14 protein-coding genes, 1 pseudogene and 1 riboswitch are annotated in these 16,151 nt (G+C 66.9%); of the genes and pseudogenes, 14 read left to right on the top strand and 1 reads right to left on the bottom strand.

Annotation, left to right across the window (positions count from 1 at the left end; genetic code table 11):
• The first annotated feature begins 28 nt into the window (after window positions 1-28).
• Both L2Y97_RS20395 and L2Y97_RS20390 read left to right on the top strand, forming a co-directional pair.
• Entirely contained in the window at window positions 29-760 is a 732-nt protein-coding gene (locus tag L2Y97_RS20395; protein ID WP_247430314.1) for a response regulator transcription factor, read from the top strand.
• On the top strand, window positions 760-2,070 hold the full coding sequence (locus tag L2Y97_RS20390; RefSeq protein WP_247430312.1) for an ATP-binding protein: 1,311 nt from the start codon (window positions 760-762) through the stop codon (window positions 2,068-2,070). Before L2Y97_RS20395 ends, L2Y97_RS20390 begins: the two co-directional genes overlap by 1 nt.
• On the opposite strand, the gene L2Y97_RS20385 is transcribed toward L2Y97_RS20390, so the two are convergent.
• The gene (locus L2Y97_RS20385; protein ID WP_247430309.1) at window positions 2,054-3,802 is read right to left on the bottom strand and encodes a GGDEF domain-containing protein; all 1,749 of its coding nucleotides are present in this window, start codon (window positions 3,800-3,802) and stop codon (window positions 2,054-2,056) included. The genes L2Y97_RS20390 and L2Y97_RS20385 overlap by 17 nt on opposite strands.
• 253 nt (window positions 3,803-4,055) lie before the next feature.
• On the opposite strand from L2Y97_RS20385, the pseudogene L2Y97_RS20380 reads away from it, so the two are divergent.
• The 12 genes and pseudogenes from L2Y97_RS20380 to L2Y97_RS20325 form a co-directional block, all read left to right on the top strand.
• Window positions 4,056-5,150: pseudogene (locus tag L2Y97_RS20380) on the top strand (acyltransferase family protein); the annotation flags it as partial.
• Window positions 5,147-5,379: riboswitch (cobalamin riboswitch) on the top strand. Its footprint overlaps the pseudogene before it by 4 nt.
• Window positions 5,380-5,500: 121 nt before the next feature.
• On the top strand, window positions 5,501-7,381 hold the full coding sequence (gene btuB / locus L2Y97_RS20375; protein ID WP_247430306.1) for a TonB-dependent vitamin B12 receptor: 1,881 nt from the start codon (window positions 5,501-5,503) through the stop codon (window positions 7,379-7,381).
• 23 nt (window positions 7,382-7,404) lie between these two features.
• Complete coding sequence (locus L2Y97_RS20370) at window positions 7,405-7,986, top strand: hypothetical protein (RefSeq protein ID WP_247430303.1); 582 nt, start codon at window positions 7,405-7,407, stop codon at window positions 7,984-7,986.
• Window positions 7,987-8,009: 23 nt separating this feature from the next.
• Window positions 8,010-8,612, top strand: coding sequence for a cob(I)yrinic acid a,c-diamide adenosyltransferase (gene cobO / locus L2Y97_RS20365; RefSeq protein ID WP_247436932.1), 603 nt, complete (start codon window positions 8,010-8,012; stop codon window positions 8,610-8,612).
• A gap of 23 nt (window positions 8,613-8,635) precedes the next feature.
• Window positions 8,636-9,910 carry a cobyrinic acid a,c-diamide synthase CobB gene (locus L2Y97_RS20360; protein WP_247430300.1) on the top strand — a complete coding sequence of 425 codons (1,275 nt, stop codon included), beginning with the start codon at window positions 8,636-8,638 and terminating at the stop codon, window positions 9,908-9,910.
• Between the two features lie 8 nt (window positions 9,911-9,918).
• Entirely contained in the window at window positions 9,919-10,815 is an 897-nt protein-coding gene (gene cbiB / locus L2Y97_RS20355) for an adenosylcobinamide-phosphate synthase CbiB (protein ID WP_247436930.1), read from the top strand.
• Window positions 10,808-11,854 carry a threonine-phosphate decarboxylase gene (locus L2Y97_RS20350; protein ID WP_247430297.1) on the top strand — a complete coding sequence of 349 codons (1,047 nt, stop codon included), beginning with the start codon at window positions 10,808-10,810 and terminating at the stop codon, window positions 11,852-11,854. The genes cbiB and L2Y97_RS20350 overlap by 8 nt, the downstream gene beginning before the upstream one ends.
• Entirely contained in the window at window positions 11,851-13,308 is a 1,458-nt protein-coding gene (locus L2Y97_RS20345) for a cobyric acid synthase (RefSeq protein WP_247430295.1), read from the top strand. The genes L2Y97_RS20350 and L2Y97_RS20345 overlap by 4 nt, the downstream gene beginning before the upstream one ends.
• A complete protein-coding gene (gene cobU, locus L2Y97_RS20340) occupies window positions 13,305-13,826 on the top strand; it encodes a bifunctional adenosylcobinamide kinase/adenosylcobinamide-phosphate guanylyltransferase (RefSeq protein WP_247430292.1) in 522 nt (173 codons plus the stop codon). The genes L2Y97_RS20345 and cobU overlap by 4 nt, the downstream gene beginning before the upstream one ends.
• Complete coding sequence (cobT, locus tag L2Y97_RS20335; protein ID WP_247430290.1) at window positions 13,823-14,866, top strand: nicotinate-nucleotide--dimethylbenzimidazole phosphoribosyltransferase; 1,044 nt, start codon at window positions 13,823-13,825, stop codon at window positions 14,864-14,866. Before cobU ends, cobT begins: the two co-directional genes overlap by 4 nt.
• Window positions 14,863-15,402, top strand: coding sequence for a histidine phosphatase family protein (locus L2Y97_RS20330; RefSeq protein ID WP_247430288.1), 540 nt, complete (start codon window positions 14,863-14,865; stop codon window positions 15,400-15,402). Before cobT ends, L2Y97_RS20330 begins: the two co-directional genes overlap by 4 nt.
• Window positions 15,402-16,148, top strand: coding sequence for an adenosylcobinamide-GDP ribazoletransferase (locus L2Y97_RS20325; RefSeq protein ID WP_247430286.1), 747 nt, complete (start codon window positions 15,402-15,404; stop codon window positions 16,146-16,148). The genes L2Y97_RS20330 and L2Y97_RS20325 overlap by 1 nt, the downstream gene beginning before the upstream one ends.
• Window positions 16,149-16,151: the final 3 nt, after the last annotated feature.

Here is a 16,151-nt window from a genome sequence, read left to right as displayed (position 1 = left end):
AATGACGCGAACCTTCGCTGGAAATGACGTGCAAGCAGCCCACCTCCTCCTTGTGGAAGACGATGCCGAGATTCGCGGCACGCTGGCGGAATTCCTGCGCGGCAAGGGTTACGTGGTGGATGAGGCCGAGACCGGTGAGCAGGCGATGCGGCAACTCGAGGCGCCTGGCTTCGACCTCGTGCTGCTCGATGTGATGTTGCCCGGCATGGATGGGCTCGAGGTGTGCCGGCGGATCCGCGCGAAGGGCGGCCCGCGCATCATCATGCTCACTGCGCTGGGCGAGGCCACCGACAAGGTCGTGGGGCTGGAGATGGGCGCGGACGATTACGTCACGAAGCCATTCGACCTGCGCGAACTGCTTGCCCGCGTACGCGCCATGTTGCGGCGTCCGGCTGGCGACGCCGTGCCGGCGGGTGGCGTGCCTGCGGCCGACAACGGCGACACGGTGCTGCGATTCGCGGGCTTCTCGTTCTTTCCCTACCGCCGATTCGTCCGTTCGGCGGCCGGCGTGCGCATACTGTTGACCGGCACCGAGACCGACCTGCTGCTCGCACTGTGCAAGCACCCGCGCCAGGTGTTGTCACGCGATGAGCTGATCGCGCTGACCCGCGGCGAAGCGTTTCCGATTTCGGCGCGTTCGGTGGACCTGCTGGTGAGCCGCCTGCGCCGCAAGCTGGCCACGCACGATCCGCTGGATAATCCCATCCGCACGGTGCGTGCGGATGGCTATGTGCTGCACGCCGACGTGGTCCAGGCGTGATGCGCCGCTTCTTCTCCTCCACCATTGGCCAGATCCTCGCGATCGTGGCGAGCGCATCGGCTCTCACGTTTTGCCTGTTCCTGTTACTGCTGATGCTGCTTTACCCGCATGTGCCGCCGGCACCGCCATGGCCCTGGCAGGCGGCGTACCGTGTCGAGGCACTGGTAGATACCTTGCGCGATGTCCCCGCGCGCGACTATCCCGCGATCCTCGCCGCGCCGCATGCCCCGCTCACCGAGGCGCGCCTGCTCGTGGCTCCACCGGTGTGCGATGAGCTGAGCAACGCGACGCGCGAACTGGAAGACGTGCTCAACGAAGGCCTTTCGCCAGGCATGGGTCCGGCGACCGTCCGCGTATGCAGCGGGGCACCGGAACAGACGGCCACGCAGGTGCTCGTGCGCATGGGCGAGCAGACCCTGGCCATGCGTACGCCCAGCGCGACGCCGCGGCAGCCGCACCTGACCTTTCCCTTCGTGGGCGCCGTACTTTTCATGTGTGTCGGTGTCGCGGCGATGTCGACCTGGGCCGTGTGGCGAGTCATCCGTCCGCTGCGCCGGCTTTCGGACAGCGCCGATGCCTTCGGCCGCGACATGGCCGTGGAGCCGTTGGCGGAGGAGGGGCCGCTGGAAATCCAGCGGGCGGCGACCGCCTTCAACCGCATGCAGGAGCGCGTGACCCGCGCGTTGAACGATCGCACTCGCATGCTCGCGGCGGTGAGCCATGACCTGCGGACTCCGTTGACCCGCATGCAGCTGGTACTGCAGACCGCCGAGCCGGGGCCGCTGCATGGCCGCCTGCTCCGCGATGTAGGGCATATGCGGGTGATGGTGGACTCGGCCCTGGCCTACCTGCGCGATGCCTCCGATGCCGAGCCGCGCGAACCGGTGGATGTAGCGGCCCTGCTGCAGGCGCTGTGCGATGACTATGCCGATGGCGGTGAAGACGTGGCGTACGAAGGCGTGGATGAGGCCGTGGCCACCTGCCGGCCCAATGCGATCCAGCGCGCCATGGCCAACCTGATCGACAATGCCGTGCAGTACGGCACGGCAGTGCGAGCGACGGCCGAAACCGATGGCGCGTTCATTCGCATCGCCATCAGCAACGATGGTGCGGTCATCCCGGAAGATCGGCTGGACGACATTACCGAGCCCTTCGTGCGGCTCGATACCGCACGCAACGATCGCCCTGGCAGTGTGGGCCTCGGTTTATCCATCGTCCGCGATATCGTGGCCGACCATCACGGCACCCTGGATATCGCCAACCGCCCCGATGGCGACGGTGTCACCGTGACCGTCAGGTTGCCACGGTGACCTGGTCGCGGCCTGCGGCCTTCGCCGCATACATGGCTTCGTCCGCCTTCATCAGCAACCGGTCAAGGTCGTAGCCGAAGGTCGTGGTGCTCGCGACGCCGAAGCTCGCCGTGGCGCGAACAATGGTGCGATGTTCACCCGAAGGTTCGCCGATGGCGACGCGCATGCGCTCGGCGCGCTCGCGGGCTTGTTCCTTCGTGGCGTTGCGCAGCAATACGGCGAACTCCTCGCCACCGAGACGACCGAAGACATCGTCGTCACCCAGGCAATCCCGGCACTCGGCCGCCACGCGAAGCAGCACCCAATCGCCTTCGGCATGGCCATGGGTATCGTTGATCTGCTTGAAATGATCCAGGTCGAAAAGCACGAGTGCGATGGGCTCCGCAATGCGTGAGCCCTCCACGAGCGCTGCCGTGCACTGGTCCACGAAGTGCTGCCGGTTGCTGATGCCCGTGAGGCTGTCGTGGCGCGCCAGGCGCATGAACCGCCGCTGTGAGCGCCGGGTGCGGATCAGCCACAGGACGATACCGCCCGTGGTCATGAGTGAAAGCAGGAAATAGAGCCGGCTGGTTTCGGCATCGTGCTTATCCGCCTCCCGTTGCAGGTGGAGGATCTGGTTTTGCTTGTCCAGCGTGTCCGCTTCGGTGCGGCTGGCCGCGACCTCCTGCTTCACCATCTGGTACGCCAGCGCGCGTGCGCCGACATCATCGAGGTGCGCCTTGTCGGCTTCGGCATGCCGTTCGAGCCATAGCGTGGCCGAGCGCCAGTCGCCACGCTTCTTCGCGACCAGGTAAGCCGTCTCCGTCGCCGATACGTATGGATCGGAAAATTCACCGGGGACGGATGAATGTATAGCCGCGAGGGCGTAGCGGTCGGCGAGTGACGTGTTGCCGGCCTGCCATTGCGCGCGCGCAAGCAGCGCCTCGTACTGCGATACCTGCATGGGCTGGGCATCGTGCAGGACCGATGCATAGTAGTGATCGAGCAGGGAAATCGCGGTGAGCGGATGGCCGCGACGGATGGCGCTGTCGGCGATGTCGGCACGCAACTCGTTGGCGGCGATCAGCTCACCTGCGTGCTCGCACTCGGCCACCCACTGGGTGAACCGGCTGTCATCGCCGTCGATCCGGCCACCGCGGTACAGCGCATGCACATCGATGGCGTTGCTCTTGCAGATGCTCGATGGCGTATCGGCGATGGCGATGGCGCGCGCCGCGTAGTCACGTGCCAGGTCGTACTGGCCCGCCATGATCAGCAACTGCGCTGCTTCGGCCAGCGCCTGGTAGCGCGCATGGTCATCCTCGACGCCCGGGAGGGCGGCCACCATGGCATCCAGGCGGACGAAGGCGTCCTGGTAATGCCTGCCCACGCCGAGGATGTTCACCAGCGTGGCGGTGGCACGCAGGCGCAGGACCTTGTCGGGCGCCTGGTCGGCAATGCGTGCCAGCGCGGGGGTGGCCTTCGCATGATCGCCCGCGTAGGCCAGTTGCCAGGCTTCCAGGTAGGCCAGGTGCATCTGCTCGGCGGGGGACATCTGCCCGCGCGACGGCGCAAGGCGCGACAGCGTGGCGACGAACGCCGGGTGATCGGAGGTCTTCGTGGCGTCGGCCACCGTGAGCGTGGCCGCGGCGTTTTCACCAGGATGAAGCTGAGCGCGCCCGTCACCGGCATACAGCGCCAGTGTGGCAAGAGCGGCCGCCGGCAGCCACCGGCGGAAACGTCGCAGCGACACGTCCGTGCGTGGCGGCGCGCTTACCGGCGCGCGCCGTCTGGCACGGAAGACATGATTCCGATTGGCATGGCATCCCCAGATATGCGCCGGCAAGCCCCCCGGTCTGCCTGGCGCGTGACGATCATAGCGTGCTGCCACCGGCCCGGCGTGATGATCCACCGGCCTGGCGCACCGCCCCCAAAACGCCATGAGCCGGCCCGAAGGCCGCCGCATGCGCTCCCCACTCTCGCAGCACACCCCACGGACTGAACCCATGACCCGCCTGCCCGGACTGGACACCCTGCGCGCCATCGCCATCGTGTGGGTGATGCTGTTCCACAGCTACCTTATCGGCGGGCTCGGTGAAAACTTTGGCGTGCTCGAACACGCTGGCTGGATGGGCGTGGACCTGTTCTTCGTGCTCAGCGGGTACCTGATCGGCGCCCAGGTGTTCATCGCGTTGCGTGACACGGGGCGGCTGGACATGAAGGCGTTCTACCAACGGCGCGCCTTCCGCATCCTGCCTGCCTACATCGTGGTGCTGGCCCTCTACCTGGCATGGCCGCTTTGGCGCGAAACCCCGCTGATGCAGCCGGCATGGCAGTTCGCCACGTTTACGTTCAATCTGTTGTTCGATGCGCCGCAGCGGTATGCCTTCTCCCACGTATGGTCGCTGTGCGTCGAGGAGCACTTCTACCTCGTGTTCCCAGCGCTGGCGATTCTGCTGGCCGGGCGACTGACGGCGGCGCGCTTCGTCCTCCTGTGCGCTGGCGTGCTGCTGGGCGGCATCGCGCTGCGCGCGTGGCTGTGGCAGGTTCACCTGGCGCCCCTTGCCGATATGGATGTCCCCACTGGGCCGGCGTACCTGCGCTACCTCTACTACCCCACGTACTCACGGCTGGATGGCCTGCTGGCGGGCGTGGCCGTGGCGGCATGCGCCGTCTTCCGCCCGGCCTGGCTGGCGTGGGCCCGATGCCATGCCGCCGCGCTGCTGGGTGCGTCAGCATTGCTGCTCGCTGGCTGCATCGTGTTCTTCGACGGCGGCCGCCTCGGTTTCTGGCAGAACGCGATCGGCTACCCGCTCGTGGCTCTTGCGATGGCCGGCTTCGTCGGCATGGCGGCGGGTGGCACCTGGCTTGCCCGGCGGCACGTGCCCGGCGCGGGGTGGCTCGCCCGCGCCTCGTACAGCCTCTACCTCAGCCACAAGGGCGCCTTCATGCTTACCGTGGCCCTGCTGGACGGGCGGCTGGACGGCCATCCGGTGTGGCGCTTCGTTGCTTTTGCCGTGGTGGTGCTCGCCGTGGGAGCAGCCCTGCACTACCTCGTCGAGCGTCCCTTCCTGCGCTGGCGTGAGCGCCGTTCCGCTACACTACGGGCACCCAGGGTGATCCAAGGCGCCAGCGCCGCGGATTGAAACGGGAATCCGGTGACCCGCAGGTCGTGTGCCTGCGCCATTCCGGAGCTGCCCCCGCAACGGTAGGCGAGTTGAAGGGGCTGGCCAATGCCACTGTGCCGCGTGCGGCATGGGAAGGCGCCAGCCCTCGCAGGTAACCCCTGCACTCGCGAGCCCGGAGACCGGCCCACGTGGTATCACCGGACAGGCGGAGGGCCCTGGTCGCGGGTGGCCCGACTCCGTTCGCCGTCGCTTGCTCCTTGCCCACGCTCGTCCCTCGCAGCCAAATGCCGCGCGGGTAGGCGCGGCCAGCAGGGAGTTCCAACGTGTCGTTCCGTCCGCACCACCTCGCGCTCGCCATCGGCCTCGCGACGCTCACGCCCGTCGCCGCCCATGCCGATGACGCCGCCTCCACCGATCTCGACAAGGTGGTGGTTACCGCCAGCCGCACCGAGCAGACCCTCAACCAGGTACTCTCGGCCTCCACCGTGATCGACCGCGCCGATATCGAACGGCTGCAGCCGCGGTCGCTGGCCGACCTGCTGCGCGCCACCCCGGGTGTTTCCATTGCCAACAACGGCGGCCCGGGCAAGGCCACCTCCGTGTTCATGCGCGGCACCGAATCCGACCACGTGCTGGTCCTCGTCGATGGCGTGAAGATCGGCTCGGCCACCTCCGGTACCGCCGCCTTCCAGGATATTCCGGTCGACCAGATCGAGCGCATCGAGATCGTCCGTGGTCCGTACTCGAGCCTTTACGGTTCCGATGCGCTGGGCGGTGTGATCCAGATCTTTACCCGCCACCCGCAGGGCGCTTTCGTGCCCAACCTTTCGGTCGGCGTTGGCAGCTGGTCCACGCTGCGCGGCTCGGCCGGTTTTGCGGGCCGCGGCACCAACGGCTGGTACTCGGTGGAGGCCAGTCACGACCAGACCCATGGCATTAACGCGTGCCGCGGCAAGCCCAGCCCGGGCGGTGGTGGTTGCTACACCTATGAGCCCGATGACGATGGTTACCGCAACAACGCACTGTCGCTGAAGGGCGGCTGGCGCTTTGACGAACAGTGGGATGCCGATGCCAGTGCGACGCGTAGCGAAGGCCACAACTACTACGACGGCACCAGCAGCAACTCGGCGGAATCGGCGACGCAGACGGTGGGCGGACGCCTGCGTTATCGCCCGGCACAGGACGCGCTGGTCACGCTGAACGTCGGGCGTAGCCTGGATCTGTCCACCGATTACGAGAACGGCGTCTACGCCGATACGTTCAACACGCATCGCGACCTGGCGTCGCTGCAGGCTGACCTCGGCAAGGTGGGTGGCGCATACGGCCTCACCACGCTCGGTTTTGACTGGCAGCGCGACCGCGTGGTCGGCAGCACGGATTACTTCGTGGATGCGCGCCGTAACCACGCGCTGTTCGCCCAGTGGCAGCAGGAGTTCGGCGACAGTTCGATCCAGGGCAGCCTGCGCCGCGACGAGAACAGCCAGTTCGGCGGCAAGACCACCGGCAGCCTGCAATACGGCTATGCCCTGACGAAGGAGCTACGCGTCACGGGTAGCTACGGTACGGCGTTCAAGGCACCGACCTTCAACGACCTGTACTACCCCGATTACGGCAACCCGGACCTGAAGCCGGAAACCTCGCGTAACTGGGAGCTGGGCCTGCGCGGTACGCCGGGCTGGGGCAACTGGTCGATCAATGCGTTCCAGAATCGTATCGATCACCTGATCGTGTTCGATTCGAGCCTGACTGGCCCGCTGTTCCCATTTGGCGGCGCGAACAATATCGACCGCTCGCGGATCCGTGGCGTGGAACTGGCGGCCGATACGACGCTGGGTGACTGGCGCCTGGGCGGCAACGCCACCTGGCTCTCGCCCGAAGATGACAGCGACGACGCGACGCACGGCAACCTGCTGCCACGCCGCGCGCGTCGCACGGCCAATGTCGATGTAGACCGCAGCTTCGGCGCCCTCAGTGTCGGCGCCAGCGTCTACGCATCGGCTTACCGCTATGACGACACGGCCAACCTGCACCGCCTGGGCGGCTACGCGTTGACCGACCTGCGCATGGCTTACGCGATCGATACCGCATGGAACGTGGAGCTGTCGGCGAAGAACATCTTCGATCGCCATTACGAAACCGCGCGCTACTTCAACCAGCCTGGCCGCAACTGGATGCTCACGTTCCGCTACCAGCCGCGCTCCTGATCCACCCACCGGAGGAAACCACGATGAAACCGCTTTCCCGTCCCGCGTTCGCCGCCCTCGCCGCGCTCTTCGCGCTGGTGATGATCGGCACCCGCTTCCATCATTTCGGCGACATGCTGCATTTGCCCGATGCGTCGATGGCGTTGTTCTTCCTGGGTGGCATCTACCTGCGCAAGCACCTGGCCTTCATCGGCTTCGTGGTGCTGGCCGTGCTGGTGGACTGGTACTCGGTGAGTTACGCGGGCGTCAGCGATTTCTGCATCACCGTGGCGTACGCCTTCCTGCCGCTCGCGTACGCCGTACTCTGGTACGGCGGCCGCCTGCTGGCTCCGCGCTTCGATGGCTCGCTGCGTTCACATGGCCTCGTGTTCCTCGGCATCGTGGTGTGCGCCACGCTGAGCTATGCCGTGTCGAATGGCGCGTTCTATTGGCTGGGTGGTCGTTACCAGCATCCGCACATGGCCGAATACCTTGCCCGGTTCATGCAGTGGGCCCCGCTGTTCGTTCGTGCCGCGACGCTGTACGTGCTGGCGGCGCAGGTGCTGCACGCGGTGATCGCGCATTTCCTGCCAAAGGAGGGTGGCCGCGGCGCGGCCCATGCATGACCGATAAGCCCGAATGGCGCGACATGGATGACGCATCGCGCTACCGGGACCGTGCCCAGCGGAAGAAGGAACTGGTGGACCGGCGCATCGCCCGGGCCACCATCGATCGCGGCGTGCTCGTGGTGAACACCGGAAACGGCAAGGGCAAGAGCTCATCCGGCTTTGGCATGCTGGCACGCTCGCTGGGCCACGGCTTTCGCTGTGGTGTCGTACAGTTCATCAAAGGTAGCTTCTCCACCGGCGAGGAGGCCTTCTTTCGCAGGTTCGAAGGTGATGAACTGGATTACCACGTGATGGGCGAGGGCTATACCTGGGAAACCCAGGACCGCGAGCGCGATATCGCCGCCGCCATGGCGGCGTGGAGCGTGGCCGAGCGCATGCTGGGCGATGACACCTACGACTACGTGTTGCTGGATGAGCTGAACATCGCGTTGGTGAAAGGCTACATCCCGCTCGAACGCGTGCTCGCCGCCTTGCTCGCCCGGCCCGAACGCCAGCACGTGGCAATCACCGGCCGGGGCGCGCCGGATGACCTGGTGGCCATCGCTGATACCGTGACCGAGATGCGCGTGGTGAAGCACGCGTTCCAGGCGGGCATCAAGGCACAGAAGGGCATCGAACTGTGATCCGTCATTGTCCCGCGTTGCTGGTGAGTGCACCTGCCTCGGGGCAGGGCAAGACGAGTGTTACCGCCGCGCTCGCGCGTGCACACACACGCCTGGGCCGCCGCGTGTGCGTGTTCAAGACCGGGCCCGATTTCCTCGATCCGATGATCCTGGCCCGCGCGAGCGGTGGGCCGGTCTACCAGCTGGATACCTGGATGGGCGGCGAGGATGATGTCCGCGCGCGCCTGTACGATGCGGCCGGTGAGGCCGACCTGATCCTGGTTGAGGGCGTCATGGGGTTGTTCGACGGCTCGCCGTCGAGTGCGGATCTCGCCGCACGCTTCGGCCTGCCGGTGCTGGCGGTGATCGATGGCTCGGCGATGGCCCAGACTTTCGGCGCGCTCGCGCACGGCCTGGCCACCTATCGCGACGACGTGACGGTGCAAGGCGTACTGGCGAACCGCGTAGGCAGCGACTACCACGCCAAGCTCCTGCGCGAGAGCCTGCCCGCCGCCATCGCCTGGCACGGCACACTCCCACGCGATCGCCTCCATGACCGGCCGCTGTCCCTGCCGGAACGCCACCTCGGCCTCGTCGCCGCCGATGAACTGGCCGACCTCGACGAACGCCTCGATGCCCTGGCCGACGCGCTGGCGGGGCGCTCATCACTCGAGCTCCCGCCACCCGTACCCTTCGAACCCGCCGCGGGCCTGGCCACCACCGTGTCGCTTTCCGGCGTCCGCATCGCCGTGGCGCGCGACGCTGCCTTTGCCTTCCTCTATCCAGCCAATCTCCAGGTCTTGCGTGATGCGGGCGCGGAGCTTGCATTCTTCTCACCGCTGGCCGGGGATGCACTGCCGGCATGCGATGCCGTGTGGCTACCTGGCGGCTATCCGGAGCTGCACCTGGATACGCTGGCGGCGCGCACCGACCTGCGTGATGCGCTGCATGCGCATGTCGATGCAGGGCGCCCGTTGCTGGCCGAGTGTGGCGGATTGCTCTATGCGCTGGACCAGCTTACCGACCGCCACGGCCATGCGGCGCAGCTCGCTGGCTTGCTCCGCGGCCACGCCACCATGCAGCCACGCATGGCGGCGCTGGGCATGCAGGCCGTGGCGCTGCCCGAAGGCGATCTGCGTGGGCATTCATTCCACTACGCACAGGCATCGGTCGACGCCGCACCGCTTGCGCATGCCAGCAACCCGAACGGTGGGCCCACCGCCGAAGCGGTCTATCGACGTGGCCGGATGACGGCCAGCTTCGTGCACTTTTATTTTCCGTCCCACCCGGACGCCGCGGCACGTCTGTTCCTGCCGTGACGACCGCGATGGCGTTGTTGCTGGCCGTGGGCCTGGATGCGTTGTTGGGCGAGCCGGTGCGTTGGCACCCGCTGGTGGCCTTTGGCCGTTACGCGGGCATGCTCGAACGCCGCTTCCATGCGGATTCGCGGTGGGCGGGTGTCGCCGCATGGTGCCTTGCCGTCCTCGTGCCCTGCGCGGGATTGCTCGCGGTTCGCGCGGCGTCGACGCCGGCACTCGCGTTCGGCATCGATGTGCTGGTGCTCTACGCGGCCATAGGCCGCCGTAGCCTCGGCGAGCATGCGCGGCCCATCGCCGATGCGCTGGATCGCGGCGACCTGGTGGCAGCGCGTACCGCGGTTGGCTGGATGGTGAGCCGCGACACTGTGGCGCTGGATGCCGCACAGGTCGCAGGGGCTGCCACGGAATCCGTCCTCGAGAACGGGCATGACGCGGTATTTGGCGCCTTGTTCTGGTTTGCCCTGCTGGGTGGCCCGGGAGCGCTGCTGTTCCGGCTGGCCAATACGCTGGATGCCATGTGGGGTTATCGCACACCACGTTTCCTTCGCTTTGGCTGGGCCGCGGCGCGGATCGACGATGTACTGGGCTTCATTCCCGCGCGGTTTACCGCGCTCACGTACGCCGCGATGGGTCATTTCGACAGTGCCTGGTGTTGCTGGCGCGGCCAGGCACCGCTTTGGAAAAGCCCTAATGCAGGCCCCGTGATGGCTGCTGGCGCCGGGGCGCTACAGGTGGTGCTGGGCGGCCCCGCGCCATATCACGGGCAATGGCAGCCGCGGCCCGTATTGGGCGAGGGCGAGCCACCCGCTGCTTCGAGCATTCGCGCCGCGCTTCGCCTGGTCGATCGCGGCGTGGTGGCGTGGCTGTGCGTTGCGTTGCTTGTGGGAGCCGCTGCGCATGCTTGAGCACGGTGGACGCATCGCCCGCGCCGTGGCGCACTACGGCATCCCACGCGAGCAGTGGCTCGACCTGTCGACAGGCGTGAGCCCGCACGCATGGCCGGTACCGCCCATCCCGGCTGATGCATGGCATCGCTTGCCGGAAGATGAAGATGATCTGCTGGACGCGGCGCGGGCTTATTACGGTTGTGAACACCTGCTTGCCGTCGCGGGCACACAGGCGGCGATACAGGCGTTGCCGAAGCTAAGGCCGCGCTGCCGCGTGGGCGTGCTGGCGCCCGGCTACGCCGAGCATGCGCATGCGTGGCGCAGGGAAGGCCACGACGTAGCCCTTCTACCGATGGCCGATCTTCTCGCACGGGCGGAAGACTTCGACGTACGCGTGTTCATATCCCCCAACAACCCCACCGGCGAGCGTATTCCTGCAGGAGATCACCCTGTAGGAGCTCACCCTGTGAGCGAAAGCTTTTCGCGAAGTGCAACAGGCCCTGTTGCTCCCGGCGAACGGCGTCGCTCACAGGGTGAGCTCCTACACGAGCGGCGCTGGGATATCGTCGACGAGGCATTTGCGGACATGCAGCCCTACGCGTTCTTGCAACCGCGCGAAGGTCTGATCCTGCTCCGTTCGATCGGAAAGTTCTTCGGCATGGCCGGCGCCCGTGCGGGATTCGTGGCCGCGTGGCCTGCGTTGCTCGATGCACTCCGCGAGCAGCTCGGCCCGTGGACGCTAACCGGGCCCACGCGTTTCGCCGTAACACAGGCATTGCGTGATACCGCCTGGCACCGGTCCGCGCGAGACCGGCTGCACAGCGAAAGCGCGGCGCTTGCCGCTACCCTCGCACGAAGCGGATTGCCACCCAGCGGAGGAACGGATCTGTTCCAGTACTGCCTTCACCCCGATGCCACACGCCTGCACGAGGCACTCGCGCGCCGAGGCATCCTTACACGCCTCTTCACCGACCCGCCCGCCCTGCGCCTCGGCCTGCCGCCGAACGACGCATCCCTTGCGCGACTTGGAAGCGCGCTGCGGGACATCCTGCCATGACCGCACGCGTCCTCATGGTCCAGGGCTGCACCTCCGATGCAGGCAAGAGCACATTGGTGGCGGCGCTATGCCGCTGGCTGCACCGGCGTGGCGTGCGCGTGGCACCGTTCAAGCCGCAGAACATGGCGCTCAATGCCGCGGTGACGGTAGACGGCGGTGAAATCGGCCGGGCCCAGGCGGTGCAGGCGCAGGCAGCGGGTGTCGAGCCGCACACCGACTTCAACCCGGTGCTGCTCAAGCCCAATAGCGATACGGGCGCGCAGGTCATCGTGCATGGCCACCCGGTGGGCAACATGGATGCGGTGGGCTATCACGACTACAAACGCGTGGCTATGGATGCGGTACTTGCCTCCCACGCCCGGCTAACCGCGGCTTACGACGCCGTCGTCGTGGAAGGCGCCGGTAGCCCCGCCGAGATCAACCTGCGTGATCGCGATATCGCCAACATGGGTTATGCCGAAGCCGTCGATTGCCCGGTGATCCTCGTCGCGGACATCGACCGCGGTGGCGTATTCGCCCATCTCGTCGGCACGCTGGCCGTGCTGTCGCCCAGTGAGCGCGATCGCATCGTCGGTTTCGTGATCAACCGGTTCCGCGGCGACATCGCGTTGCTGCAACCTGGCCTGGATTGGCTCGAACGCGAGACGGGCAAGCCGGTGTTGGGAGTGCTGCCGTACCTGCATGGCCTGGTGCTGGAAGCGGAAGATGCATTACCGCGATCGCGCGAAACACGCGCTGATGCCCGTCTCCGCATCGCCGTGCCCGCGCTGCCGCGCATCAGCAATCACAATGACTTTGACGCGCTGCGCGCGCATCCCGACGTGGAATGCGTATTTGTCGGCCCGGGTGATGCCTTTCCCTCATGCGACCTGATCGTGCTGCCCGGCTCGAAATCGACCCGCGCCGACCTGGCGTGGCTCCGCGAGCGCGGATGGGATAAGGCCATCCTCCGCCATGTGCGTTATGGCGGACAGGTCATCGGCATTTGCGGCGGCTTCCAGATGCTGGGGCACGCCGTGCACGATCCCGAGGGAATCGAAGGACTGGCAGGTTCTACGGCGGGCCTTGGTTTGCTCGACATGGAAACCACCATGGGGCCATACAAGGTATTGCAACACGTGGAGGGTACGCTTGCCGCCGGTGGTGCACGTGTAAGGGGTTACGAAATTCATTGCGGACAGTCGTCGGGTGCGGCGCTGGCGTCACCGATGACGTTAATCGGCAAACCCGATGGCGCCATGTCCGCCGATGGCCTCGTCATGGGAACCTACCTGCACGGTGTGTTCGATCATCCTGATGCGCTGGCTGCCTTGTTGCGCCATGCGGGCCTGGACGATGCGGCGCCCCTGGACATCCATGCGCTGCGTGATGCATCGATCGACCGGATCGCCGATGCGATCGATGAGCACGTGGATACCCGCCGCCTCGCGGAATGGTTTGGACTGGACGGATGAAGACGCTGATTCTTGGGGGCGCGCGTTCGGGCAAGAGCGCGCTGGCCGAGCGGCTTGCGGGCGAGAGCGCGAAAGACGTGATGTACATCGCCACGGCGCAGGCGCTCGACGGTGAGATGGCCGAGCGCATAGCCCATCACCGGGCGCGCCGGCCTGCGGCATGGGGTTGTGTCGAAGAACCACTGGCTCTGGGTGATGCGCTCCGTGCCCACGCAGGGCCCGACCGCCTTGTCCTTGTGGATTGCCTGACCTTGTGGCTCAGCAACGCGCTTGGCATCGACGATGGCGTCCACTTCGCGCGGGAACACGCGGCGTTGCTCGCGGCGGTCAACGCGCTTCCGCACGACATCGTTTTCGTCAGCAACGAAGTCGGCCTCGGTATCACGCCCCTGGGCGAACTCACGCGCCGCTTCGTCGATGAAGCCGGCCGCCTGCACCAATCCCTCGCGGCTGCCTGCGAACGCGTTGTGTTCGTGGCGGCCGGGCTCCCCCTCGTGATGAAAGGATCGTTGCCATGAAACGCTGGATGACCGTGCCGTGCCGGGTTCCCGACCACGCGGCCGCCGCCGCCGCGGCGGAACGGCAGGATACGTTGACCAAGCCCCCGGGTTCGCTGGGCCGTCTCGAAGCGCTGGCGATCCAGCTGGCATCGCTGCAATCGCGCAAGCGCCCGCGCGTGGACCGCGTGCATATCGCCGTGTTCGCCGGTGACCACGGCGTGGCATCGGAAGGCATCTCGGCGTTTCCGCAGGCGGTGACCGGCGAGATGGTGCGCAACTTCGCAAGCGGTGGTGCCGCTATTGCCGTGCTGGCGCGCGAGCTTGGCGCGACGCTGGAGGTGGTTAACCTGGGAACCGTCAACGACCCGGGTGAGATCGAAGGCGTGCGCCGTGAAATCATCGCTCCCTCCACGGCGAACCTGCGCCACGTGCCGGCCATGACCGATGACGAGCTCGATGCTGCGCTGGATTCCGGTGTGCGCAGTGTCGCCCGTGCGGCCGCGGCGGGCACGGAGCTCTACATTGGCGGAGACATGGGGATTGGCAACACGACGGCGGCCAGCGCCCTGGCCTGCGCGTTGCTGGGTGAAAAGCCGGAAACACTGGCGGGTCCGGGAACAGGGCTCGACAAACAGGGCGTGGCCCGGAAGGCGGCCGTGATCGCAGATGCCTTGCGCGTGCATGGCGCGCTCGCATCCCCGCGTGAGCAGCTGCGCCACTTCGGCGGCTTCGAGATCGCTGCCCTCGCCGGTGCGTTTGTCGCCGCAGCGCAGTGCGGCGTTCCCGTGTTGGTGGATGGCTTCATCGCAAGCACCGCCGCACTCGCTGCGGTGGCGCTACGCCCGGATGCCCGCCCGTGGATGATCTTCGCGCATCGCTCGCATGAGCGTGGCCACGGCCGTGTGCTCGATGCGCTGCAGGCGTCGCCGTTGCTCGACCTGCATATGCGCCTTGGCGAAGCCAGTGGCGCCGCCGTAGCGGTTCCCCTGTTGCGCATGGCGTGCACGCTGCATGGTTCCATGGCGACGTTCGCCGAGGCCGGCGTCTCCGAAGCATGACCATCGAGCTGTTGCGCCATGGCGACACCGGCCAGCGTAGCTACCGTGGCCAGCTGGATGATCCGTTGACGGCGCTCGGCTGGGCGCAGCTGCGCGCTTCGGTGGAAGACCGGGCCTGGGATCGCATCGTGTCGTCATCGATGGCGCGTTGCGCGCGTTTCGCCGAAGAACTCGCCGCTACCCGCGGCCTTCCGCTACACGTGGATGCGCGGCTGGCCGAATACCACTTCGGCGACTGGCAGGGCGTGCCGATCGAAACCCTCGCGGAGGCGCACGGTGATGCGCTGGGCCGCTTCTGGGCGGACCCGGTGACCTATCCGCCGCCCGGTGCCGAAACGTTCGATGCGTTCCACGCGCGGCTCGTCGCGGCCATGGATGATCTGGCCCGTGAATCAGCGGGCCAGCGCGTATTGGTGGTGACCCACGGTGGTGCCATCCGTTTGCTGCGCTGCGTAGCGGAACGTCGGGTGTTTGGCGACATGGCGAACATCGACGTGCCGCATGCGTCGCTTCATCCCGTCATTTGGGGCAGGTAATGCGTGCTGTCATCATCGCCTTCGGATTCCTCACCCGCCTACCCCTGCCGAAGGTGGCGTGGGATGTGCGCGCGCAGGCCGCATCACTGAAGTGGTACCCGCTGGTCGGGTTCGTGCTGGGCCTGATTGTCGTCGCCGCGGCGTGGTGCTTCCAGCACGTGCCGTCGCTGCCGGCCGCGGCACTGCTGCTGGTGCTCTGGGTCATCGTCACCGGCGCGCTGCACCTCGATGGCCTGGCGGACAGTGCCGACGCCTGGATAGGCGGCATGGGCGACCGCGAACGCACGCTGGCGATCATGAAGGACCCGCGCTGCGGCCCCGCCGGTGTCATGTCGCTGATCCTGGTCAGCCTTATCAAGTTCGCGGCACTCACGGCTCTTGTAGGAGCGGGCTCGCCCGCGATCGACACGGCCAACACCCTCCCATGGGCTCTCCTCCTGCCACCCCTGTTAGCCCGCGGCGCGCTGGTCGCCTTGTTCCTGACCACCCCTTACGTCCGCGACAATGGCCTTGGCGCCCCATTGCGTGGTGCCCCCGCCCTCGGTTGCCAGGTCGCCGTTATCCTGACCATCTTCAGCACGTTCGCCTTCGGCTACGCGGGCGCGAAAGCGTTCATCGCCGCGCTGCTTGTCGGCATCTTCTGGCGCCGCGCCTGCATGAAACGCATCAACGGCTTCACGGGCGATACCGCCGGCGCGATGGTCGAACTCATCGAAGCTGCCACGCTGATCGCCCTGCTCGTGTAGGAG

The organism is Luteibacter aegosomatissinici (genome assembly GCF_023078495.1).
GTDB classification, from domain to species: domain Bacteria; phylum Pseudomonadota; class Gammaproteobacteria; order Xanthomonadales; family Rhodanobacteraceae; genus Luteibacter; species Luteibacter aegosomatissinici.
The sequence above is the reverse complement of the archived record's forward strand: the minus strand, read 5'-3'. Positions and strand labels throughout refer to the sequence as shown.